This window comes from Enterococcus sp. 12F9_DIV0723 (genome assembly GCF_002174375.1).
GTDB lineage: Bacteria > Bacillota > Bacilli > Lactobacillales > Enterococcaceae > Enterococcus_A > Enterococcus_A gilvus.
Genome location: NZ_NIBK01000002.1, coordinates 66078 through 90198, shown reverse-complemented (window position 1 = coordinate 90198; position 24121 = coordinate 66078). Strand labels below are relative to the sequence as shown.

At 43.6% G+C, this 24121-nt stretch carries 18 protein-coding genes and 1 pseudogene; 15 read left to right on the top strand and 4 right to left on the bottom strand.

Translation table 11 applies throughout. From position 1 onward, the window contains the following. Nucleotides 1–28 precede the first annotated feature (28 nt). Nucleotides 29–1522 carry a ribosomal protection-like ABC-F family protein gene (gene abc-f, locus A5868_RS13510; protein ID WP_086305204.1) on the bottom strand — a complete coding sequence of 498 codons (1494 nt, stop codon included), beginning with the start codon at nt 1520–1522 and terminating at the stop codon, nt 29–31. 637 nt (nt 1523–2159) lie between these two features. Here abc-f and A5868_RS13505 point away from each other — a divergent pair. The 8 genes from A5868_RS13505 (at nt 2160) to A5868_RS13470 (ending at nt 13547) form a co-directional block, all read left to right on the top strand. Then, entirely contained in the window at nt 2160–3908 is a 1749-nt protein-coding gene (locus A5868_RS13505; protein WP_086305202.1) for a glycoside hydrolase family 13 protein, read from the top strand. A 98-nt stretch (nt 3909–4006) separates the two neighbouring features. Further along, nucleotides 4007–4378, top strand: coding sequence for a DUF1304 domain-containing protein (locus tag A5868_RS13500; protein ID WP_086305200.1), 372 nt, complete (start codon nt 4007–4009; stop codon nt 4376–4378). Between the two features lie 83 nt (nt 4379–4461). Next, nucleotides 4462–4974, top strand: coding sequence for a DUF1456 family protein (locus A5868_RS13495; RefSeq protein ID WP_010778968.1), 513 nt, complete (start codon nt 4462–4464; stop codon nt 4972–4974). 243 nt (nt 4975–5217) lie between these two features. After that, nucleotides 5218–7848 carry a pyruvate, phosphate dikinase gene (gene ppdK, locus A5868_RS13490; RefSeq protein ID WP_086305198.1) on the top strand — a complete coding sequence of 877 codons (2631 nt, stop codon included), beginning with the start codon at nt 5218–5220 and terminating at the stop codon, nt 7846–7848. Nucleotides 7849–8266: 418 nt separating this feature from the next. Then, nucleotides 8267–9685 (top strand): dipeptidase PepV, encoded by a 1419-nt coding sequence (gene pepV, locus A5868_RS13485; RefSeq protein WP_010778970.1) that lies wholly within the window; start codon nt 8267–8269, stop codon nt 9683–9685. Between the two features lie 86 nt (nt 9686–9771). Beyond that, nucleotides 9772–11691 carry an OPT/YSL family transporter gene (locus A5868_RS13480; RefSeq protein ID WP_010778971.1) on the top strand — a complete coding sequence of 640 codons (1920 nt, stop codon included), beginning with the start codon at nt 9772–9774 and terminating at the stop codon, nt 11689–11691. Next, nucleotides 11684–12049: a PqqD family peptide modification chaperone gene (locus A5868_RS13475; protein ID WP_086305196.1), complete on the top strand. Its 366-nt coding sequence runs from the start codon at nt 11684–11686 to the stop codon at nt 12047–12049. The genes A5868_RS13480 and A5868_RS13475 overlap by 8 nt, the downstream gene beginning before the upstream one ends. Nucleotides 12050–12386: 337 nt before the next feature. Further along, the gene (locus tag A5868_RS13470) at nt 12387–13547 is read left to right on the top strand and encodes an MFS transporter (RefSeq protein ID WP_086305194.1); all 1161 of its coding nucleotides are present in this window, start codon (nt 12387–12389) and stop codon (nt 13545–13547) included. A gap of 39 nt (nt 13548–13586) precedes the next feature. On the opposite strand, the gene A5868_RS13465 is transcribed toward A5868_RS13470, so the two are convergent. Further along, the gene (locus A5868_RS13465; protein ID WP_010778974.1) at nt 13587–13865 is read right to left on the bottom strand and encodes a zinc ribbon domain-containing protein; all 279 of its coding nucleotides are present in this window, start codon (nt 13863–13865) and stop codon (nt 13587–13589) included. 211 nt (nt 13866–14076) lie between these two features. Here A5868_RS13465 and A5868_RS13460 point away from each other — a divergent pair, with 211 nt between their 5' ends. The 4 genes from A5868_RS13460 to A5868_RS13445 all read left to right on the top strand — a co-directional run bounded on the left by A5868_RS13460 (nt 14077) and on the right by A5868_RS13445 (nt 19153). Next, complete coding sequence (locus tag A5868_RS13460; protein ID WP_086305193.1) at nt 14077–16467, top strand: Xaa-Pro dipeptidyl-peptidase; 2391 nt, start codon at nt 14077–14079, stop codon at nt 16465–16467. 98 nt (nt 16468–16565) lie between these two features. Further along, nucleotides 16566–17480 carry a DMT family transporter gene (locus tag A5868_RS13455; RefSeq protein ID WP_086305191.1) on the top strand — a complete coding sequence of 305 codons (915 nt, stop codon included), beginning with the start codon at nt 16566–16568 and terminating at the stop codon, nt 17478–17480. Between the two features lie 84 nt (nt 17481–17564). Next, nucleotides 17565–18509, top strand: a complete 945-nt coding sequence (locus tag A5868_RS13450) for a TMEM175 family protein (RefSeq protein ID WP_086305189.1) — start codon at nt 17565–17567, stop codon at nt 18507–18509. A 95-nt stretch (nt 18510–18604) separates the two neighbouring features. Continuing rightward, nucleotides 18605–19153 (top strand): hypothetical protein, encoded by a 549-nt coding sequence (locus A5868_RS13445; protein WP_176281346.1) that lies wholly within the window; start codon nt 18605–18607, stop codon nt 19151–19153. A 59-nt stretch (nt 19154–19212) separates the two neighbouring features. Here the strand turns inward: A5868_RS13445 and A5868_RS13440 are convergent, their stop codons facing one another. Continuing rightward, nucleotides 19213–19542 carry a hypothetical protein gene (locus tag A5868_RS13440; protein ID WP_010778979.1) on the bottom strand — a complete coding sequence of 110 codons (330 nt, stop codon included), beginning with the start codon at nt 19540–19542 and terminating at the stop codon, nt 19213–19215. A gap of 236 nt (nt 19543–19778) precedes the next feature. On the opposite strand from A5868_RS13440, the gene A5868_RS13435 reads away from it, so the two are divergent. Both A5868_RS13435 and A5868_RS13430 read left to right on the top strand, forming a co-directional pair. Further along, nucleotides 19779–20273: an Lrp/AsnC family transcriptional regulator gene (locus A5868_RS13435; RefSeq protein WP_010778980.1), complete on the top strand. Its 495-nt coding sequence runs from the start codon at nt 19779–19781 to the stop codon at nt 20271–20273. Next, complete coding sequence (locus A5868_RS13430) at nt 20270–21433, top strand: aminotransferase class I/II-fold pyridoxal phosphate-dependent enzyme (protein WP_086305188.1); 1164 nt, start codon at nt 20270–20272, stop codon at nt 21431–21433. Before A5868_RS13435 ends, A5868_RS13430 begins: the two co-directional genes overlap by 4 nt. 65 nt (nt 21434–21498) lie before the next feature. On the opposite strand, the gene A5868_RS13425 is transcribed toward A5868_RS13430, so the two are convergent. After that, nucleotides 21499–22689 (bottom strand): AI-2E family transporter, encoded by a 1191-nt coding sequence (locus A5868_RS13425; RefSeq protein ID WP_086305186.1) that lies wholly within the window; start codon nt 22687–22689, stop codon nt 21499–21501. A gap of 207 nt (nt 22690–22896) precedes the next feature. On the opposite strand from A5868_RS13425, the pseudogene A5868_RS13420 reads away from it, so the two are divergent. Continuing rightward, nucleotides 22897–24004 (top strand): annotated as a pseudogene (locus A5868_RS13420) (AI-2E family transporter). The last annotated feature ends 117 nt before the right edge of the window (nt 24005–24121 follow it).

Genomic DNA, 24121 nt, shown 5'->3' with positions numbered 1-24121 from the left:
CGGCTGAGGAAAACTCGGCCGGTTCGTTTTATTTTTTCAGAGGTTGCTGCTGGGCGTGGATGTTTTCCAAAAATGTTTGGTCGTGTTCTACGATCAGCATCGCAGGCTTCACTTGCAATAAGAGGTCCTCCAGTTGTTTTTGATTAAAGACGTCGAGATAATTTAGTGGTTCATCCCAGATATACAGCTCTGCCTCTTGCGCAAGGGATTTGGCCAGCTCGACTTTTTTACGTTGGCCCATACTCATTTCCTCAATTCGATTTTGAAACACATTGCGTGCCATGCCTAGTTTTCGCAAGTTGTTCAAGAAGGCAGAGTAATCCAGCCGATGGGTCTCCGCAAAATCTTGCAGGGTCCCACGATTGTTTTCGTAATTCTGTCGAACATAACTGATTTTTATTTCTGGGTGAAGGCATATTCCCTTCGCTTCGCCTGAAAAAGTTCCCAACAGGTAATGAAGAACACTGGATTTTCCAATGCCATTGGGACCGGTCAAGGCAACGATCTCACCACGCCTTAGCTCAAGAGAAAGAGGTGAAAATAGCGCGTCGTGATCAGGATAGGACAAACTCAAATCTTCTAACTTTAATAGTTGCGTGTGTCGGCTGGCTTGGTAATGCATCGTTAAGCGGTCGACATCTTCTAAATCTTTTAAGAGACCTTCTTTTGCTTCGATTTGATCGTACATTCGTTGTTCGATGTTTTTTGAACGCTTCATGGTACGTGCAGCGCGTGCGCCGATAGCTCCAGTATCAAAAATGCCGCCGCTGCCTTTTTCTGTAGATTTTCCGTATTTATCTTTTTCTCGTGAACGAGACCATTCCGCTTTTTCAGCCGCCGTTTTTTTCAAGCGGCTGACTTCTTTTTTTATTTTTCTATTTTGAGCCAGTTCAAATTCATCGCGCAACGCCTTTTGTTCTTCATAGATTGCGAAATTTCCTTGATAAAGAACGAGCTGACTTTTTTCAATCGCGAGGGTATGGTCGGTCACCTGATTTAGAAATTGGCGGTCGTGGCTGACGATAATAAAGCCGTCCTTTTGTTTCAAGTATTCGGCCACATGCTGCCGTCCTTGCAGATCGAGATGATTGGTCGGCTCATCGATCAAAGGAAAGAAATTTTCCTGAGTAAAGAGCAAAGACAGTAAGACTTTTGTTTGTTCGCCGCCCGAGAGTGTCTGATAAGGCTGCCACAAGACTTGCGGGTCTAAATGGATCAAATTCATTTCCCGTTCGAGCTTCCATAATTCAAAATCGGCCGCTGCTTGCAAGGCGTAATAGGTTAACTGTTCGGCCTCTTCAATCGCGGTGGGAAAATAAATAGGGTGTAAAGGAAACTGAATCTCTCCTTGATACGGGTAGTTTCCTAATAGTAACTGCAGCAATGTTGTTTTTCCACGACCGTTGCGGCCGAATAACCCTAATTTCCAACTGCTATCGATGGTTAAATTGGCTTTGTCAAACAAGGGGTCCACTTGTTTATCAAAACCAAACGTTAACTGTGTAATTTTAATTGTAGACATAAAAAATCCTCCTCCTGTTCCACCATGGAACAAAAAAATCCTCCCCATTTTCAGGAAAGGAGTAGGAGTTTGATAGTCGTTTGCGGAAATAGTTGAGAAGCTGGCAGCTCGCTTAGGAAAGAAGAATGCTTTCTTCTAGGGTCGGAAATCAAGTTTATTTTCCTGCACCGATTCCTCTGTTAAACTGCGTAGTCACTAAATGCGCGAATTGATTGAATGCCTGCTTGCGCTCAGCAAATTGCGACCGCAAACCAACAAAAAAAGACCATCCGTTGAAAACCTAAGCCAGTCCTGAAAATCTGCCCACTGATCCCATCAACATAAGTCAATTCTAGATCGGTTTGCAGCTTCCAACAGTCGCTTAGTTTTTCAATGGCATGATCCCTCGTTTCAATAATTATTATAGTAATTAAAACAAAATTACTTGGCTTTGTCAAAAAAATACGGACGCAGCCGCTTCCCCAAACATGCTACGCCCTGGAGTGATCCTCGATAAACGAGGCGAAGAAAATTTTTTCTTCTATAATTATAGTAGCATATTTCAAGGAAAAAAATGTATTTGAACGCTCGAAAAAGGTCAAAGTGGAGTCGCTCACATTTTTTTTGGTACAATAAAAGTAGAAATGGAGGTGGAGGGATGAACGAAGCAGGAATATATCATCGTCCCGAAAGTGAATTTGCGTTTCTTTACACGAAAGAACGGATGAGGATTCGCTTGCAGACAGCTCGTAATGAGATAAAGAGCGTCGGATTGATCGGTGGGGACTTTTATCTCTTTGCCGAAGAGCAATGGTACCATCAGCAGCGGCCAATGGAGAAAAATTATACGACGGATACCCATGATTTTTGGGAGATTGAAGTCACGGCTCCCCACCATCGTTTGGCCTACGCTTTTTGTATTACGGATTATGCGGGAAAACAGGTTTTTTATACAGATCAAGGACTATTCAGCTACGACGAGGATCACCTGACACAGGATAATTTGTATTTTCGGATGCCTTATTTTCAAGAGATTGATCGTTTTAAGGTTCCAGGCTGGGTCCATCAAACGGTCTGGTATCAAATTTTTCCAGAACGTTTTTACAACGGAGATGCTTCGAACGATCCTGAAAATGCTCTTGCTTGGGGAAGTGAAAAGCCGACACGGGAAAACTTTTTTGGCGGTGATCTACAAGGAATCATCGACAAGTTGGATTACTTGGAGGAACTGGGGATAAATGGCTTGTATCTCTGTCCGATCTTCACTTCGCCGTCGAATCATAAATATGACACGGTCGATTATTATGAGATTGATCCTCATTTTGGTGATAAGCGAATTTTTCGTGAGTTGGTGGAAAAAGCCCATGAGCGCGGCATGCGTGTAATGCTAGACGCGGTCTTTAATCATCTTGGCGCGAGCGCTCACCAGTGGCAGGACGTCATCTTGCATGGGGAAGAATCCGATTACGCGAATTGGTTTCATATTGAGACTTTCCCACCACGGTACACGGCGGTCGAGAATTCTGAAAATGCGAAAAATCTAACTTACGATACGTTTAATTTCAATCCGCACATGCCGAAGCTGAATACGGCGAATCCAGAAGTGCAGCGCTATTTGCTTGATATAGCGACGTATTGGATTCGCGAATTTGACATTGATGGCTGGCGGTTAGATGTTGCCAATGAAGTCGACCATCATTTTTGGAAAAAATTTCATGAAACGGTGTTGAAGCAAAAGGAAGACGTGTATATTTTAGGAGAAATTTGGCATTCGTCACAGCCCTGGCTGCAAGGAGATGAATTCCACGCGGTCATGAACTATGCTTTTACCGACAGTATCAAAGGTTTCTTTGTGGAACGATCATTGTCGATCTCGCAAATGATTTTTGGGATGAATCGCCAGCAATTGCTTTATCGGGATCAAACCAATGAAGTCAGCTTCAATCTTTTAGATTCTCATGACACTCCACGAATCCTAACGTTATGCAACGGAAACAAGGACATGATGAAAGCAGTCTTAACGTTTATGTTCATCCAAAAAGGCACCCCTTGTCTGTATTACGGAACCGAGGTGGGGATGGAAGGAGCAATGGACCCGGATTGCCGGCGGTGTATGATCTGGGAAGAGCAAGACCACGAGCTGCACACCTTCTTTAAGCAATTAATCGCTTTGCGAAAGCAATTTTCTGAAGTATTTAGTTACGGAACGATGACGTGGCACTACGATGATGATAGACGAGCGGTTTCTCTAACGCGAACGTATAAGGAAAAAACGGTGGTTGCGACTTTTAATGAAGGCGACATGCTGGAAACGAAAAAGCACGGCCGTCATTTATTTGGCGCCAATTACCATGAAGAAGACGGGTATCAGTTACGGACCCATGGATTTATTATCGAAGAGGTGTAAGCATTTTTGTTTGGAGAATCCGAAGAAGATGACTATAGTAGAGGGATAAACGAACGCTACCGTAATGAATCGGCAGACGTCTAAGGGAGAAAACAACCATGACAGTTATCATCTTGCTAGTATCAGGAATCATCGGTCTCCTTCATTTGGTGATCATGGGATTAGAGATGTTTGCTTCATCCGAAAAACAGGCAAAAACATTTGATATGCCCTATGAATTTGTTACTCAAAAGAATGCGCAGATCGCCTTGAAAAATATGGGGATTTATAACGGCAGCTTAGGTCTGGCGATCTTAGCAAGTCTTCTCATGTTTGAAGGGGATGTACGGCTAAAAATCTTGCTACTGTTGAATCTTTTTGTGGTGATCGTAGGGATCTACGGCGGGAAAACCGTCACAAAATCCATTTACATGATTCAAGCAGCGCCCGCGATTCTTGCGGTTCTGTTGATCCTCCTGCATCTGATGTAACAAGATTCGACTAGGATTAACTTCTTAGTCGAATTTTTTTTGTGGTATAGTAAAAGGATCAGGCGAAGGTACGGAGGAAACCAATGAATAATAATGATTTGTTGTTACGATTAAGATATGCGCTGGACATTAAGGATACAGAGATTGTAAAGGCATTCCAGCTTGGCGGCATGACGATCTCCAGAGAAGAAGAAAAGTCGATGCTGACGAAAATAAACAACCAGGATGAAAACGAGAGCGACGGCTTCGACAAAAATGTCTATGAAAAAATGATCAACAATAAGACACTAGACACTTTTTTGAACGGGTTTATTCTTTTGAAGCGGGGTGAGCCGAAAAATGCAGCCGCACAACCACCGGCACCGAAAAGCTCGGAACTCAACCACATGAACAATGTGCTGATCAAAAAGGTAAAAATCGCGCTGGCCCTAACTAGCGATGATTTGCTGGATATTTTAGCAGAGGCAGGGGTGTATCCTTCAAAGGGAGAACTTGGAGCGATTTTGCGAAAAGAAGGGCATCGTAACTTCAAGCCTTGCGGCGATAACTATACACGGAACTTTCTAAAGGGATTGGGTCTGTGTTATCGAGAGTAGTATCATGAAAGAAATAAGAAATTCGACAGACGATTCTTTTTATAGAGAATCGCCTGTTTTTTTGTACGCTGCGAATGATCAGGGGAGCGATTGAAGGATGTAAGTGTCTGATTTATTGTGTGCTGCACTTTTCATACGCATATATAATCGTAATAAAATTATATAAACATCTTATTGACTTTATATAATACTCGTATTAAACTGAAAATAGATTAAATAAAACTTTTTTAAGAGGAGAAGCGCATGAATCGTTGGGTTTATTTATTTTCAGAAGGATCAAAAGAACAAAAGGATCTATTAGGCGGAAAGGGAGCCAATTTGGCAGAGATGACGAAATTAGGTCTGCCTGTACCGACCGGGTTCACCGTCACAACAGAAGCGTGTTTGTACTATTTAAATCACGGCAATCATTTGACCGATGAAATGAAGGACCAAGTGATGGCTGCTGTGGAGCAGTTATCCGTAAAAACGGGGAAACGATTTGGAGACGTAACGAACCCATTGCTGGTTTCGGTCCGAAGCGGATCAAAGTTTTCAATGCCTGGTATGATGGACACGGTGTTAAATTTAGGATTGAATGATCAAACGGTAGCGGCTCTCGCAGAAAATAGTCAAAATGAGCGCTTTGCTTACGACTGTTATCGTCGCTTGCTGCAGATGTTCGGCAATGTCGTGATGGGGATGGACAACAACGATTTTGAGCATCGCATCACCGCGTTGAAAAAAATAAATGGCTTGTCGTTTGATAATGAATTGACGGCTGACCACTGGAAACAAATTGTAAGCGAGTACAAGGAGATCTATCGGAAAAAATTGCAACGGGAATTTCCGCAAAATCCGATCGAACAGTTACAATTAGCGATCGAAGCGGTCTTCGGGAGCTGGAACAACCAGCGCGCGAAAACGTATCGTCGTCTTCATGACATCAGCGACGATCTAGGAACTGCTGTAAATATTCAGGAGATGGTTTTTGGGAACTTTGGTGAAAGTTCGGGGACAGGTGTGGTCTTCTCACGCAATCCGTCACTAGGAGACCCAGGGTTGTTCGGGGAATATTTGATCAATGCTCAAGGAGAAGATGTCGTTGCGGGCGTTCGGACACCGAAACCGATTCAGGTGCTGGCGGATGAGCTGCCAAAACAGTACAGCCAGTTAAAAGAAATTTGTGAAGACTTAGAAAAGCACTATCACGACATGCAAGATGTGGAGTTTACTATTGAGCGGGAAAAATTATTTATCCTGCAGACCCGCAGCGGAAAACGGACCTCCAAAGCGGCGCTTACCATTTTACTTGATCTCCATAAAGAGGGGATCATTGACGAAAAAGAATTAGTCCGCCGCATCGAAGCGAAGGATTTAGAGGCGGCCTTGCATCCAAACTTTGATGAGCAAGAATTGAAGAACCACGAATCTTTCTTATCTGGCTTGGCGGCTAGCCCGGGCGCTGCAACAGGAGCGGCATATTTTACTGCCGAAGCAGCGACCGAGGCCAAGGCGCGCGGCGAAAGAGTCGTGTTGGTTCGAGAAGAAACATCACCAGAAGACATTGAAGGAATCGCGGTCAGTGAGGCGGTCATTACCAGTCGTGGCGGTATGACCTCCCATGCGGCAGTTGTGGCGCGCGGAATGGGGATTTGTTCCGTCGTCGGCTGTGAGCGGTTGACCGTATTGGAAGAAAATAAAGCTGTGGTGGGGGATAAGGTCATCGAAGAAGGGGCGATCCTATCTGTCGATGGAACAAGCGGACGTGTCTATTTCGGTGAGATTCCGATGGAGGAAGTGACAAATACCGTGGCCTTGGATGAATTGCATGTCATCTGGGATCGCCACGCAGCCATCAAGGTACGAGCGAACGCGGAAACACCGAACGACATTGAGACGGGCATGGCGTTAGGCGCAGTGGGCATCGGTCTGGCTCGAACGGAGCACATGTTCTTTGAAAGAAGCCGGTTGCTGCAATTTCGGCAGTTGATCCTTGCAGACAGTCTGGAAGAACGACTGGACGTACTGAAGGATCTCAAAGAAGTTCAAAAGCAAGATTTCAAATTTATTTATGAAGCTGCCCAGGGAAAATCTACCACTATTCGTTTGCTTGATCCGCCATTGCATGAATTTTTACCAAAAGGAACCGAAGAATGTCGGGAAGTCGCGAAGGAATTGGGCAAAACATTCAATGAAGTAAAACGGAAAACGGATAATTTGGCAGAGGTCAATCCAATGCTGGGATTCCGCGGACTGCGCTTAGGCGTTGCCTATCCAGAAATCTATCAAATGCAGGCAGAAGCGATCATTGAAGCTGCCTGTGAAGTGACCTTAGAAAAGGGGTACCCGATCGCGCCGGAGATCATGATTCCCTTTACCATCGATGCCGAAGAATTTGCGCGCGTGCGTACCTCTATTGAAGGGGCGATCCAGAAGAGTCTTTCTGCCCGTAAACAGGTTTTAGAGTATCAGATCGGGACGATGATCGAGATTCCGAGAGCCTGCTTTGTAGCGGATGAAATTGCGAAGCACGCGGATTTCTTCAGTTTTGGAACCAATGATTTGACCCAGATGGCTTTAGGCTTGTCTCGCGATGATTCTCCAAGGATCATCAATCAATACATGGAGGCGGGGATCTTTGCGGATGACCCATTCCAAGTGCTTGATGTAGCGGGTGTGGGTGCGTTGATGAAGCTTGCCATTGAAAGAGGAAGACAGGTCAATCCACAATTGAAGATCGGTATTTGCGGAGAAGCAGCAGCACATCCAAAATCAATCGCCTTTTTGAACGACCTGTCGATCGATTATATTTCGTGCTCGCCTTTCAGAATTCCGCAGGCGAAAATGACGCTGGCGCAAACAGCGGTGAAGGATCAAAAGCAAGTGGGATAAAAAAACAGATATATGAGTTTTGGATTAAAAAAGTATAGGAATTTGAAAAGAGAGCGCACAATTACGTGTGCTTTCTTTTTTGTTATTGTCTGGATAATTCAAAAATTTAAACTTATTTATATCAAATGATGGTTTCTTCACAATGACTTATGAATAAAAATACGGTATAATGCTAACTTGGGAGGTGAAACAAACTGCGGAATTAGGAATCATAGAATAACATTTTAACATTCATGAGCGGTCTTTTCCGTTGATTGTTTTGACGTAGTTCATCCTCAAAAGGGACCGTGAATTCGTCCAATAAAAAATAGTTATTCTACGCTGTCAAAATTTGAGAACTTTATTTAGACATGATCTTTCTAATGAATCTAACAGGTTTCAATACTTGTTACAAAAAAAAGAAAGCAGGGATTAAACAATGACAATTGATTGGCAAAAAGAAGTAGACGCACGTAAAGACGACTTAATGAAAGACTTAGGCGATCTTATTCGCATCAACAGTATCCGCGACGTGGAACATGGAACAAAAGAAGAACCTCTTGGACCTGGACCAGCTGCCGCTTTACGCAAAGTACTAGAATTTGGTGACCGCGATGGCTTCGTTACGAAAAACATCGAAAACGTTGCTGGACACATTGAATACGGTGACGGAGAAGAAATGTTCGGTCTGTTAGGACACGTAGACGTTGTTCCTGTCGACGACAACTGGGATACAGATCCATTTGAACCAGTAGTTAAAGATGGGAAATTATACGCTCGTGGTTCTGCCGATGACAAAGGGCCTTCGATCGCTGCCTATTATGCAATGCGCATCATCAAAGATCTAGAATTACCGATCTCTAAAAAAATCCGCTTTATCTTCGGTACTGACGAAGAAAGTGAATGGGTAGGGATCCACCGTTATATGGAAGTGGAAGAAATGCCAAAAGTTGGATTTTCTCCAGACGCACAATTCCCAATCATTAATGGTGAAAAAGGAATCTTATCTTATGAAGTAACTTTCGCAAACAAAGACAACGCTGCATCTGGCGACTTTGATCTAGTAAGCTTCAAATCAGGCTTACGCACGAACATGGTACCAGGAGATGCAACAGCAGTTCTTAAAGTCAACGACGAAGCAAAAGTTGCAGATATGAAAGCAGCATTTGACGCGTTTATTGAAAAATCAGACGTGAAAGGCGAATTCGCTGAAACCAATGGCGAAATCACACTTACTGTAATTGGTAAAGGTGCCCATGCACAAGAACCAAAATTCGGTGTCAACTCTGCAACCTTCTTAGCAACTTTCTTAGTGGACTACAAGTTAGACGGCAATGGTGCGAACTTTGTTCAAACAACTGCTGAATACATGCACTTAGATTACAACGGTAAGAAATTAAATGCGTACACAAAACACGATGTAATGGGTGAAACAACTTCTTCAGCGAACTTGTTCGACTATACTTCTGAAGGCGACAAAAAGATCACGATCAATGTTCGTCATCCAGAAGGCATCGACAAAGATACGATCTTAGCGAACATGGAAGACGTTCTTAAAGATGCAGGCGTTTCGATCGCGATCATTGGTGACGTGAAAACGCCTCACTATGTTCCAGCAAGTGATCCATTAGTGAAAACATTATTGGACGTTTACGAAGAACATACAGGTCTTGAAGGCCATGAAGAATCAATCGGCGGAGGTACTTACGGTCGAATCCTAGAACGTGGTGTCGCATACGGCGCAATGTTCCCAGGAGAAGAAAATGTAATGCATCAGCCAAACGAATTTATGCCTATTGATAGCTTGTTCAAAGCAACAGCTATTTATGCTGACGCTATTTATCGCTTAGTTAAATAGTCGGTATTGAGAGGACAGGGATCCTGTTCTTACAGGATTCCTTCACTCATTGGGGAAAAGATAGTAAGGAAGGAATTTCAAAGATAATGAAAAAACTCTCAAAAGACGCTTTTGGTGGAGTAGCTGGGAAAGATTATGTCCCGTACGTAGCTGATAAACCTAAAAAATCTGGTTCACCGATCATTATGGTTTTAGGTATTTTGCTTGCTGCACTTTTTGCTGCATCGACCGCTTATTCAGGTATGAAGGCCGGATTAACTGTAGCAGCTGGTATTCCAGGCGCAATTATTGGATCAGGGCTAGTCGCTCTATTTGTAAAACCTAAAACGATTTTAGGTAAGAACTTATTGCAATTGATGTCAAGTGGTGGGGAATCTGTAGCATCTGGGATGATCTTCGTATTACCAGCCGTAATTTTAGTCGGTGGTAAAGTGAATTTCATCGAAGGTGTTGGTTTAGGAATCGGTGCTGTTTTACTAGGTGTCGGAGTCTTCTCAATCGTTCAAGATTACATGTTGGTCAGCGAACACGGTAAATTAGTTTACCCTGAAGCAATGGCTATTTCAGAAACACTCGTTGCTTCTGATACTGGTGGCGATTCGTTGAAATACATGGGTATCGGTTTTGGTATCGGTGGTGTTTTAACTGCGTTGACTGGTTCAGTTTTCGGTGTGATGAACAATGTCATCAGCTTCGTAAACGAAAGTTTCTACAAATGGAAATTTGAAACAGAAGTGAATCCGTTATTGACAGGTATTGGTTTTATCGTTGGGATGGATGTTTCTGTCTTGATGTTTGCTGGTTCGATCTTAGCGAACTTCGCGATCGCACCATTGCTTGGTTACTTCATGGAAATGGCCAACAGCAACGCACATGTTTGGGACAACGCGTCTCAACTATTAAGTGCATCAAACTTTGCTGTGATCTCAGGTTCTTATGTGAAATACATCGGAGCGGGAATGATGATCTCTGGTGGATTGATCGGCGCGATCAAGTTGATCCCAACAATCATTTCATCTATTTCTGCAACTCTGCAAGGTCGTAAAGATGGCGTTGAGCAAGAAGGCGGCGGAATGCTTCCATTGATCGCTGGCGCTGTTATCGGAATCATCATGGGCTTCATCATCACTGGAAGTGTCGCTATGGCACTTGTTGGTGGGCTGTTGTCAATCATCTTGAGCTTCCTATTCGTTATCGTTGCTGGTCGTTTGACTGGTACGATCGGTACGTCAAACTTGCCAGTATCTGGTATGACGATCGCATCAATGGTTATCTTGACATTGGTTTTTGTTATGATGGGCTGGACGTCAGCTGAAAATACACAACAATTATTAATGTTTGGTACTTTTATCGTATTAGCGATCTCAGTAGCTGGTGGTTATTCACAATCACAAAAAGTGACATTCGTAATGGGCGGAAACTTCAACGAAGGACGCCGTTACTTCTTGATCTCTAACATCGTTGGTGTGGTTATCGTAACAGGTATGATGGTGATCTTGTCACCACAATTAGCGATCACTGGTTCAAATCCTCCATTTGGTTTGCCGCAAGCAAACTTGATGGCAACATTGACTTCAGGGATCACTTCTGGTTCATTGCCATGGCACATGGTTATTGCCGGTATCGTAATGGGTATCGTGTTGCACTTCATGAAAGTGCCGATCATGACATTCGCCATTGGTTTCTACTTGCCAATCTCAACAACCTCAATCATTTTAGTTGGTGCGTTGATCCGTCAATTGATCGATGTATTGAATAAAAAAGAAAAAGAAGAAGTTGCTGAAGAACGTATCACTCTAGGTGTCAGCTTGTCATCTGGTTTGATCGCTGGTGGATCGATCGTTGGTTTGATCGGAATCATCTTGCAAGTATCTGGTGTCATTACTCCAGGAACGCCAACAGGCTTCTTAGGATCTAACTGGGCAGCATTCTTGCTACTTGCAATTTTAGTTGTTGCAGTCATCGTTCCATTGTTAAGTGTGAAGAAAGTGAAACACAATGACTAATCAACAGCAACCTGCTGTGAATCCGGAAACGGAAGAGCTGTTGACGCGAGTGTATCGACTGAGAGACGGGCTGCATTATGAGGTACGTGATGGCATCGTGTTTGTCATTACCGAACAAAATGCATGGATTCAACGCGTGTTACGCAAAATCCACTACAAAATCCCGGAAACCTCTGAGATGGAACTCGACAAATACGGCAGCTTCATTCTTCAACAGATCAATGGAAAACGGACAGTCAAAGAAATTGGTGAAAACCTTGGCGTAGCCATCGAAGAAGCCAATGATCAATTGTACGACCGTTTATTGATCTACTTGAATCATTTAGAGAAGAATGAAAAATATATTGAGTTAGTTTAACGAAAAAGGCCTTCAAGCGTTCGCTTGAAGGTCTTTTTGTTTCTATAATATTTAATACTTCCTAGTAGTCGATTTTGATAACTTTATATTGTAAAAGAAAACCGCTAAAAAACTTTTTGGCTTGAAAGACTATGACTATTTTTCTTTGTTTTTGTTAAGGGTTCTAGTGAGTGACCAGTATTTAGTTAACAAGAAAATCAAATTCCTAAACAAATACCGATACAGACAAAAACGGAAAAGTTTAAAAAGAAGGTTTTAAAGAGCGATTCCTCCTGTACAATAGAAGATAGATTGCTTCTCTTCCAGACAATCAGGAAGAGAAAAGAGAGAGGGAAGTATGAAGAAGCGTTTGTTGTTTTTGGGTTTGATTTATTTGATATTTATTAGTCTGGGTTTACCGGATTCGATTTTAGGTGTGGCTTGGCCGATCATGAGCAGCGAGTTTCATGTTGCGGCAAGTTCAGCCGGGGTGATCGCCATGGTGGTTTCAATTGGGACGATTTTGTCCAGTTTTCAAACCAATCGTTTGATCCAGAAGATCGGTGTCGGGAATTTGATCGTCTGCAGCATCTTTTTGACCGTCCTTGGTTTGTGCGGTTTTTCGTTTTCGCAAAACTTTTTCTTTTTGATCATTAGCGCAATACCGCTGGGTCTAGGAGCAGGGGCGATCGACACGGCGGTGAATGATTATGTGGCTTTGCACTATAAAGCCCATCATATGAATTGGCTGCATGGCTTTTGGGGCATTGGCGCTACGCTGGGGCCGATCATCATGGGCTTCTATTTAAAAAATCAAAATTGGCGTGGCGGGTATCTGGTTCTGGCGGCTCTGCAATTTCTTTTAGTCTTGGTGGTCTATGCTTCGCGGAAACAGTGGAAGCAGCCTCAGCTGGTTTCCCACACTAGCAAGGGTCAAGATTCACTGGCAGCTTTGGTCAAGCAGCCAGGCGTCATATTTTCTTTGATCTGTTTCATTTTTTATGTAGGGGTAGAGGCTTGTATGGGCTTGTGGGGGAGCAGTTTCCTTGTCAGAGTCAAAGGCGTCCCAGTCTCAACGGCGGCTTTTATGACATCAACATACTATGCTAGCTTAACGGTCGGACGTTTAGCAGCCGGTTTTTTCACCTTCTTTTTGTCGAGCAGGAAACTTTTGTATTTAAGTGAGCTGTTACTACTAATTGGGGTCGTTTTCTTAGCAGTTGGAAGGGAAAGTTTCGCAGCTATCGGCTTTGTCTTTACCGGATTAGGCTCCGCCGCTATTTTTCCGACAATGCTCCATGAGACACCCAAACGATTCGGAACGAAAAACTCTGCGCGGATCATGAGCTTGCAGTTGGCATTGGCGTATACGGGAACGACCTTTTTACCGCCTTTATTGGGTCTTTTGGCGGAACGCTTCACATTAGCGATTTTCCCTTATTTATTGTTCTTGTTTGGCGGGATTGTTTTCCTGGCCACAGTAATTTTAGAAAGAAACGTACGAAGCAGTCGCCGGTGAGGGATTGCTTTTTTCGTAATCAAAAAGCCGTCGTAATTTTTACGACGACTTTTTCCAACGCTTCAATTCTGGGAAGAAGTCGTTCATAAATGCTAAGGCTTCTTCCTCGGTTTTTCCCTGTTCTTCTAATATTCCTGCTTCTTTCATGTGGGTCAAGCTGATCGCGATCATCTCTTCCATTGTATGGTCATCGACAAAAGCGCCGTGCTTGTAGCAGTAAAGGCAGTACTCCTTATTTTGAGAGCCATCGTGTTCTGTCCCGTGTGTTCCGCTTGTCAGGGGCATGCCGCAACTTTGGCAGTAGGTCATTTCTTCCATTCTTCTTCCTCCTCAGATAATGATCGGTAATCGTTTTCATTGAACTTTAACGAACTTATCGAAAGTATTTGTTATAATTATTTTATCAGAAAAAAGGGAAATCGGTCTGTTTTTTTATTGTTTATTTGAGCGATTGGATAAATGGGATAAAGAAAGAGTGAGAGACCCCATCGGTGTATCTGACAATCTGACTATACGAGGAGAAATGTACATGAAAATCAATCAATTTGGTTTAAAACGAGTCTCACTTGAAGAAGCAAAGAAAGAGTTGATGGCGGCAGGCTTTCTGACGATCGACGCCTCAAAGGACGCGACGAAATTATGGTTTGCGTTTTTACGAAAGAGTTTTTTAACCGTACGGGACGAAAGCGGCTTTATCAGCAAGCTTGGCAATTTTTTAGCCGATGAAACGACGGATTTAGCTGATTTCTATCGGGCAAAACAACTGGTCACAAAAGAAGTGTTTTATATGATGGGGTTGCAGCAGCTTGATTTTGAGCCGACGATTGATTTTGATCCCGGCAAAGTTTTAGAAGAAGCAGCTAGAATGGGCATCCCGATGATCGACAGTGACTTTTCCCATAGCGATACCCTCATTGAAGCGTGGTATCTCTTATTGACGAGTCACACTAAAAATGGATTGAATTATTTGGATAAGCTTGCTTCAGAGGGGTATTACGAGAACAACGAAGTGAGCAGACCGTTCTTTTTTAATGGCAAAGCGCAGGCAGTGTTTGATACGGCGAAACTGATTCGTGAAGTCGTTTATGTGGAGGCACCTCTAGATACGGACAACGATGGGCAGCGGGATTTATTAAAATTAGAAATTTTACGGCCGATTGAAACAGAAGACGGGCTGCAAGTAGGGACCTTGTTTACAGCGAGTCCCTACAGTCAAGGTGTAAACGGACCTGCCGGCGAAGCATTGACCTACGATGTCAACGTGCCATTGGAACGAAAAGAACCGACAGAGACGACGTATGAAGAAATACAATACCAACCAACACCAGTGGAATTGCCAGCAGAACGAGAGGTCAAAGGGAAGGCGACTCATGGGACGGAGACCTTTAGCCGTGAAAACAATCATAGCTTAAATGATTTCTTCCTGGCGCGAGGGTTTGCGGTAGTCTATGGTGCCGGGATCGGAACGAGAGACTCTGACGGTATCCAAACCTGCGGCTCTGTCGAACAAACAACGGCTATGGCAGCATACATTGAATGGTTAGCGGGAAACCGTCGTGCCTTTACGAACCGTACAGACAACATTGAGATCAAGGCGTGGTGGAGCAATGGCAAAGTTGCCATGACCGGAAAATCATATCTAGGGACGCTGGCAACGGCGTGTGCGACGCGCCAGATCGAAGGCTTAGAAACGATCATATCTGAAGCCGCGATCTCTGATTGGTATCAATATTACCGCGACAACGGTTTAGTTATCGCACCGGGAGGCTTTCCTGGGGAAGACGCGGATGTACTGGCGATCGAGACCTTCAGTAAAATGCGCAATGCGGGCGATTGGCTTCATAGTAAGAAATTCTTCATGGATTATCTAAACGAGATGGCGAAGCTGCAAGACCGCAAAACAGGAAATTATTCTACTTTTTGGGATGAGCGAAATTATCTTCCCTTCATTAAAGATATCAAATGTGATGTCGTGATGGTCCACGGATTGAATGACTGGAATGTGAAGCCGCGTCAAGTTGCAGATTTGTGGGATGCCTTGAAGGAGGTTCCTGTTGCGAAGAAGTTGATCCTGCATCAAGGACAGCACATCTATATCAACAATATGCCTTCTTTGGACTTCCAAGACATGATGAACCTTTGGTTGAGCCACAAGCTTTACGGTATAGAAAACGATGCGAAGGCTCTCTTGCCAGACATCGTTTATCAAGAAAACACCGCGCCTGAAACTTGGCATACGTTGACCGACTGGGCACCGGCCAGTGAAAAAGTCTATCATTTGGGGGCACAAGCATTAACGAATGCTGCTGCGTCTGGACAGGTGACCTTCAACGACCAATTACCAAAGGAGCAATACGAAGGGTACACCAAAAACATCCCGCTCTGGGAGAAGGAACTAAAAGAAGCGGGACCGATGGATGGGCATCGCTACTTAGCGAAAACAGAGGTATTAAAGGAAGCTGTTTTCTTGAATGGACGACCAAGAGTCTCTATAAAAGTAGCTTCGAGCGTGGATTTGGGCATGCTGAGTTTTGAATTGATTGATTTCGGATCGGCGAAACGATTGAAACCTACTCCAGATGTCTTAGCGCCACATGGCTTGCCACTAGGAAGAAATTGGCGTGAAGACAATCTTGTCGAATTCAAATTAGGTGCAGAGGATGAGTACAAGCTGATCACTCGTGGTCATATCAATCTGCAAAATCGGGAAAATGCCTGGAAGAACGACGACCTGAAGGCCAATGAATTTGTCGAGATCGACGTAGTCTTGCACCCAACGATGTATCATTTACCCGCAGGACGGCAAATCGGGTTAGCGGTCTACGGGACTGATTTTGGAATGACTGTACGAGGAAATCAGGATATTGCGTACACGATTGACTTAGCAGAGTCGCAAGTGATCTTGCCACTCGGAGAATAAAAAAGGAACCAATCACAAAGCGTTTTTTGTGATTGGTTTTTTGTCTGTCTGAGAATGCTATAATGAATCAACAAGAAAAGGAATGGAAGGAGTAAAAAATGAAGTTTAAGGGTGTGTTGCTGGCGTGTTCGTCAGGGGCTTTGTGGGCCTTATCGGGTATTATGTGCCAAATTCTTTTTGAGGAGTATTTTGTTTCGCCGGAATGGCTGGTCAGCGTGCGTCTTTTGTCAGCAGGGGTGCTGTTGACTGGATTGACGCTCCTTCAAGAAAAAGGCCGACGCAAGCGGAAAAAATTCACGCCGCGAGATTTTGTCGGTCTGCTGCTGTTTTCTTTGATCGGGATGCTGGGTGTTCAGTACACCTACTTTAAGGCGATTCAATATAGCGGTGCAGCGATCGCGACGATTTTGCAGTTTACAGGGCCGATCTTTATCTTTCTATTTTTAGTGGCAAATAAGGAAAAGCGGCTTAATTTTTTTGAATTTGTATTGATGGCAGCGACCTTTATTGGTGTTTTCTTTATCGTGATGGAAGGTGGTACGGCATCGCTCAGTCTGTCGACGATGGGCTTTTTTATGGGCATCGCGTCAGCGGTCACGCTCGCCTTCTACACGATTCAGCCGCGGCTGCTGCTAATAAAATACGGGGAAATGCGGATCGCGGGATTAGGGATGCTCATCGCTGGTCTGGCTTTTCAACTGATTCATCCAGTCTGGCGTCCAGATTTCCAGATGGATCGCTATTCAGTTGGACTGGTCATCAGCATCATCATTTTTGGGACGGCACTGCCTTTTTTGTTTCAATTGTCGAGCTTACGGTTCATTGAGGCCTCTTTGGCTAGTGTGCTGACCGTAACGGAGCCGATTTTGGCAACGATCTTGAGTGTGCTGCTTTTTAATAGTCAATTTGCTGGGATGCAGGTCGTGGGATTTGGCTTGGTTCTCTTCTCCGTCATTTTTCTGACACGGTTGTCTGACAAGAATGAGCAGCCGAAAGAGGAGCGAGTAGACTAATCGTTTCATCTGCTTCCTTATCTTTATTCTTTTTTGCCTGTTTGTTATATGATAGGTCAGAAGTATGAAAAAGAGGTGGCAGAAATGAAGGAACGCGTGGTGGTTTTCGGTGATGCGATCATTGCGATCATTTTGACGATCATCGTTTTAGAATTACCGATCCAGACGGCGGCGAACGGTGCTGTCGATATGGTGTCGCTGTTGCGGGCGGTGGGGATCTATTTTATTAGTTTTTGCTTTGTCGCGAATTTGTGGTTTCAGACAGGGTACGCGTTTAACAAAATTGATCAAGTGAAGAACAAAGAATTGGTCATCTATTTATTGTTACTGTTTTTCTTATCGCTGGTCCCTTCAGCGACAAGACTGCTGATCGACGATACGACGAAGCAGACGCTATTGATCTATGGGGTGTTGACCTTGATCGTGACCTTCGTCATGCGTCGATTAATCGTCGCACTAACAGGGCAAGCATTGAAGGATGAGGAACAGCGCAAACGCCGAGTGAACGAGCTGAACAAACAAGACATGGGGGCGATCGCCTTTCGAATTGTCTGGCTGTTTCTAGGAATGTTCTTTGTGAAGCCGACCTTGATCGTTTATTTAGTCTTGCCGATCATGGCATTTTTACAAAATATCGTGGACCGCGAGGAAGACAGTTTGATTGCCTCGTTGGACGATGAGCAGCAAGCCGATTATTTCCAAGACCGCAACCAGGTGTGGGGGAATTCCGTTCGGCGGTATTCCACCTTGCTGCGAGACTCGATGAAAGCTAACGGTGGCGATGACCCGGATCGCTGGAAGCAGGTCATGGCTGACTGGGAAAGCCACATCAATCATGAGATCGATAAACGCCAGCAGCAATTGTCTTCCTTAGATGGGACGGACAAGCGGCGAGCGGAGAATGAAATCGCCCGCTTAGAAAAGCAAAAACAGAAACTGGCGATGCAAAAAGCCATGACGGAGCGCCGATTCAATCAGCAAAAGGGCTCAAACGATCCGCGGCTAAAACAACCGAAAAATCGTGATTAACTACTGAGGCGAAGAGAAGCTATTCTTTCGCCTTGGTATTTTTTTGTACCCATTATATAATGAAGTATAAATATCGCAAAGGAGTTAAGTGGACTATGTCTGGAACAATGATCGAACACCCAATAAAAATGTACATTCGACGAGATTTAGGCATCACAGTCGAGCAATTCGGCAAGGTCGCGGGGATTCCGCAATCAACATTGGCTACTTGGATCAAACGGGAACGACGGGTAGAAAAATTACCGATTGATTTTTATAGTGCGTTGGCAACCGTTCGCAAGCAGCCGATCGAGAGTGTTTATGGTGAATTGTTAGGCTGGCAGCAGCGCTATGATCGCTACAAGCAAGAAAGCTTACAGGCTATTGCCGAGGAGCAGCCGTTGTTTTCTTTGGCGGCTGAAGAAGGACGCAAGGTTTATCGGAAGTATCGAACCCGTCAGATGGAAAGTCAGTTGCTAGAACCTGCGAGACGTCTGCGTAAAGCGATCGATCAGTTGAACACGCAGGCGTTTATTCAAGCAATGATCGAAATCTATGGAAACATCGAGTTGGCGATGCCGACGTGGGTCGCGAAATCATTCAATAAAAATGAGTTAAAGGAAATAGGGCAAGCCTTTTACAATGAACTCTTGATGAAAGGCTAGACAGCTTTTTTCTAAGTGATGAAGAAACAAAAAAATTGTAAAGAAGCAGGTACGCTTCTTTACAATTCTTCTCGAACCGTATTCGTGATTTTTTTAAGGTCGTCTGTCATTTGTCCAGAATGTCTGATGATATCGGATACGCGTAAGAAGCTGTTTTTATACATCGCTACTTCGCGAAACTTCTTATATTTTTCTTCGATCTCATTAAAAGTCGCTGGTTTACGATCGTCTTTTTCGACGGTTTCTGACCCGTTTACGTAATACATTCCTAAAAATGAAAGCGCGTCGTTGATGCCATCTAAGAAAGCCTCGTACTCTTCTTGGCGAATCTTTCCGTCAGCTAAACGCTGCCTCTGTTTTTCAATAAATATTTCGATTACTTGTTCCATTGTCAATCCTCCTGTCTCTACACCATTTTCATATTGCTCATCTCATTTATTGTACTATGAAACCCGGTACTTGTGTTATAAAAAAAGAAAAAATTTTAGTATAGATAAAATACAAAAAATCGTTCCGGCGTATTTAGCGAATTTTCAAAATCATTTGACAGTTTTTCTTTTTTTGGGAATAATAAACGAAAGATTAAAATAATCTAACAAATGGATAAATCGAAGGAGACCTTTCTATGGAACAGAGTAAACGCAAACAATTATTGAAACTAATTGAATCCGATTGTCGGTTAAGCGTAGAAGAATACGCCGTGATGTTAGGCGAAGATGAAGTGATCGTTTCTGCAGAAATCAAACGAATGGAAGAAGAAAAAATTATTTGCGGCTATCGGGCCTTGATTGATTGGGATAAAGTAGAAGACGATTGGATCGAAGCCTTAGTGGAAGTGCAAACGATCCCTAAAGGCGAGGATGGGTATCGTGAGATCGCGGAGCGCGTACGAAAATTTCCTGAAGTCAAATCCTTCTTTTTTGTCAGCGGCGGCTTTGATTTTATTTTACTGCTGCAAGGACGCAATATTAAGGAGATCTCAAAATTCATCTCCACCAACCTCGCGTCGATCCCAGATGTTTCGGGGACGCAAACGCATTTCTTGTTAGACAAATACAAGGAGTGGGGCATCGATATGTATCAAGATGACTCTGATCCTAGAATTCAGGTGAGCCCATGAGAAATTTTTTAACGAAAAAAATCACAGATATTCAGCCTTCGGGCATTCGGAAATTTTTTGATATCGTTTCGGAGCAGCCGGATGCGATATCTCTAGGGGTGGGTGAGCCGGATTTTGATACGCCGTCCCATATGACGCAAGAAGGGGTTCGATCAATTCAGGAAGGACGAACATTTTACACGGCAAATGCCGGGATGATCGAGCTTCGAGAAAAAATCAGCGACTACCTGCTTTTCAGGAACAAAGTTCAGTATGATCCTAAAACCGAGATCATCGTAACAGTCGGCGGCAGTGAAGCCATAGACATCGCTTTACGGACCTTTGTTGATCCGGGGGATGAAGTCATTATTCCTCAGCCTAGTTTTGTCTGCTATGAACCAATCACACAAATGGTCGGCGGAACGCCAGTGACCATTGATCTTCAATCAAACAATCATTTTATGCTGACAGCGGAAGAGCTGGAGAGCGTATTGACGGAAAAAAGTAAAATTTTGATTTTGTCATTTCCTAACAATCCAACAGGGGGCACGATGGACCGCGAAGCGTTGATCAAAATCGCGGATGTTGTGAAGAAGCATGATCTATTAGTTATTTCCGACGAAATCTACGCGGAATTGGTGTATGATGAGCCTTTTACCAGTATTTCAGAATTACCGGGAATGCGTGAACGGACGATCGTTATCAATGGTTTCTCGAAGGGGTTCGCTATGACCGGCTGGCGGTTGGGCTTTATGGCCGGACCAGAAATGTTCATAGAGCAATTATTGAAGCTTCATCAATACACGATCATGGCAGCACCGACAGCAAGTCAGTACGCAGCCTTAGCTGGATTGAAAAATAATTGGCAAGAGACAGTCGAACCGATGCGCTTATCCTATGAAGAGCGGCGCAATTATTTGCACCATGCATTAGAGAAAATGGGGTTGCCGTGCTATAAAGCCAAAGGCGCTTTTTACCTTTTCCCGCAAATCAGTCAATTCGGCATGAGCAGCGAGGATTTTGCTTTGCGTCTGCTTGAAGAAGAAAAATTAGCAGTTGTACCGGGGTCGGCATTCGGTAAGAGCGGCGAAGGATTCTTACGTCTTTCATATGCTTATTCGATCTATGAATTAAAAGAAGCGATTAAACGGCTGGAACGATTTGTTCAACGGTTGAACTAACAAGCTGGAGCGGGAAATCCGCTCCTTTTTTGATGCAAAAAAACCTGCTCGAAAGCGAGCAGGTTTTAGTTTGCCGGGTATTCTTCTTGCGAAAACTCCGTATCTTCATATTCGCCTTCGTCTTTGCCGTAATAGCGGTTGTATCGCTGCTTGAACTTACGGAAAAGAAAGACACCGAAAGCTTTGAAAATCGTATAGGTCGGGATACCAAAAACGAGACCAAACAATCCGAAGAGATTTCCCATGACCAATAGGACTAAAACGATCGTAACAGGATGGACCTTTAATTGATCCCCTAAAACTTTTGGCTCAATCACATTGCCGTTTAAGATTTGCTCGACGATCCACACAAGAACCAAGCCAATCAGCATTTGGAAAGAGTGGAGCAGGGCGATCACTGCACAGGGTACAAAGGCGATGAAAGGCCCGATATAAGGAATCACGGAGGTAATTGTGACGAGAATCGCTAAGGGCAGAGCGTAAGGCATACTGATGATCAAAAAGCCGATAAAGACGATCACGCCGTTGGCTAAAGCGACAATAAATTGACCCTTCAAATAATCCCCCACTTGACTATTCAAAATTCCCCCTAGTTCTTTGGAATCCTCACGAAACTTCGGTGGCAGTAATTTCAAGAAATAGCCGTGAAAATTGTGAGCATCTTTCAATAGAAAGAAAGTGATGATGGGTGCTGTAAATAAAATAACGAAAAAGCCGCTGACCGTCGAAAAGAGATTTCCAACAAAGGTCTGGATGTCTCCAAGAGAATTGGATAAAGTGCTGATAATCTGATAAACGACATCCTCTAAAGAATCAAAGATTTCTTCGATGGGGCTCTCAAAAACCGTTCCGGCCGCGAGATCCTGTAAGGTTAAATTGAAATTTTCTACATGTTGCGGAAAATCATTGACCAAACTAGCGGTTTGGCTGTAAATTCTCGGGACTGCCCAAACGAAGAAGGCGCCTAAGAGCAATAACAAAACAACGACGATCCCTAAAATCGAATACATTCGTTTGACGCCTTTTTTTTCAAAATAGTTCACGATGGGATCTAGTAAGTAATACAAAATCAGTGACAGCAGTACAGGTGCAAAAACCGTTTTAAAAATGATCGCTAGCGGGGTAAAAATGAACCGTACATGATAGAAAACAAAAATTAGTGCCCCCAACAGGACACCGGCAATCAATGTAAAAATAAGGTTCCGGCCGCCGATAAACTTGATCCAACGGGTCGCTTTTGTCGATGGTCGTTCCATTTTTATCAAATCCTTTTTTCTTTTAATTGTAGCGGATAATGAAGACCTACACAAAAAATAGGCTTAACCAATTAAAAGAAAAACCAAAAATAATGCGTAAAATTCACAAAAATTATTTTTTATTTTTACAAAAATTGCTCTTCCTCCACCCATAAATGATAAGATGAAGCCATACCATACAAGGAAATATTTTTAGAGGAGGCGTTTATGCTGACACGTTTCAAACAGTCCAAGCTATTTTTTTGGACAGCGGAAATAGTCTTAACGATCATAGGTATTTATTTTCTTCTACTTCAAACCGGTGATTGGGATGGCTTCGGCGATCTTACTGCCGTTGGTGATTGCAGGATTTCTTTATTACATGTTTGATCCAATCGTTGTATTTTTAGAGGAGCGAGGCGGACTGCCGAGAGTGATCGGGTTTCTCCTGTCCTTTATCGTGATCGCTTTTGTGATTGCTTTAGTATTGATGAATGCAGTTCCTAAAATGATTGAACAAACCGTTCAGTTGACGCAAAATTTACCGATCTATGCGGAGGAAACGGGCCGCTGGTTAAATGAACTTGCAAATAAGGAAGAGTTTAAAAACTTCCATTTAGGGGAACAATTGGCCGCAGCGAACTTAACGATCAATAATTTGATCAAAGTGGGGATCGTCAGTGTGACCTCTAGTTTGTCACGAATCGTGGGATTTGCGATGAAGTTCTTTGTGCTGTTGTTCACAGTGCCGTTTATTTTGATTTTCATGTTTAAAGATGGACACAAATTTTTAGATGCTGTTTCGCAGTTTTTCCCGCTAACGATCCGCAAAGAACTGCGGCAAACGGTACGTGAATTGAACGAGACGCTGTCTGCGTACATCAGCAGTACGGTTTTAGATGCGTTCATCATTGGGATTCTAAGCTTTTTAGCGATGACGATCTTCAAACAGCCTTACAGTTTGTTGTTGGCTATTTTTTGCGGTGTCACGAACATCATTCCGTATGTTGGGCCATTTATCGGTGCGGTACCGGCGGTGATCGTCGGACTGTTCATTTCGCCGCTTCAGGCACTGTACATGGGACTTTCGATCCTAGTTATCCAGCAGTTGGACGGCAATTTGATCAAGCCATTGCTATTTGGGAAGTCCTTGAACGTCCATCCGCTGACCATTATTTTAGTGTTGATCGGGGCTGGGAGTGTCGCGGGCATCTTGGGCATGTTGATCTGTATTCCGGTGTATGCCGTCATAAAAACGTTGGTCATCAATATTCATAAGATTTACCAGCTCCGCCGCGAGAGCCATCTGCTGAAAGACCCTAGAGAAGAGCAATAAGAAAATACGAAAACGTCTTTTTAAAAAATCGATTTTTTGTATAGGCTCTACAGTAGGATTCATTTCATACCAATCAAAGGCATACCAAAAAGGAAGCAGTGAGCCACTGCTTCCTTT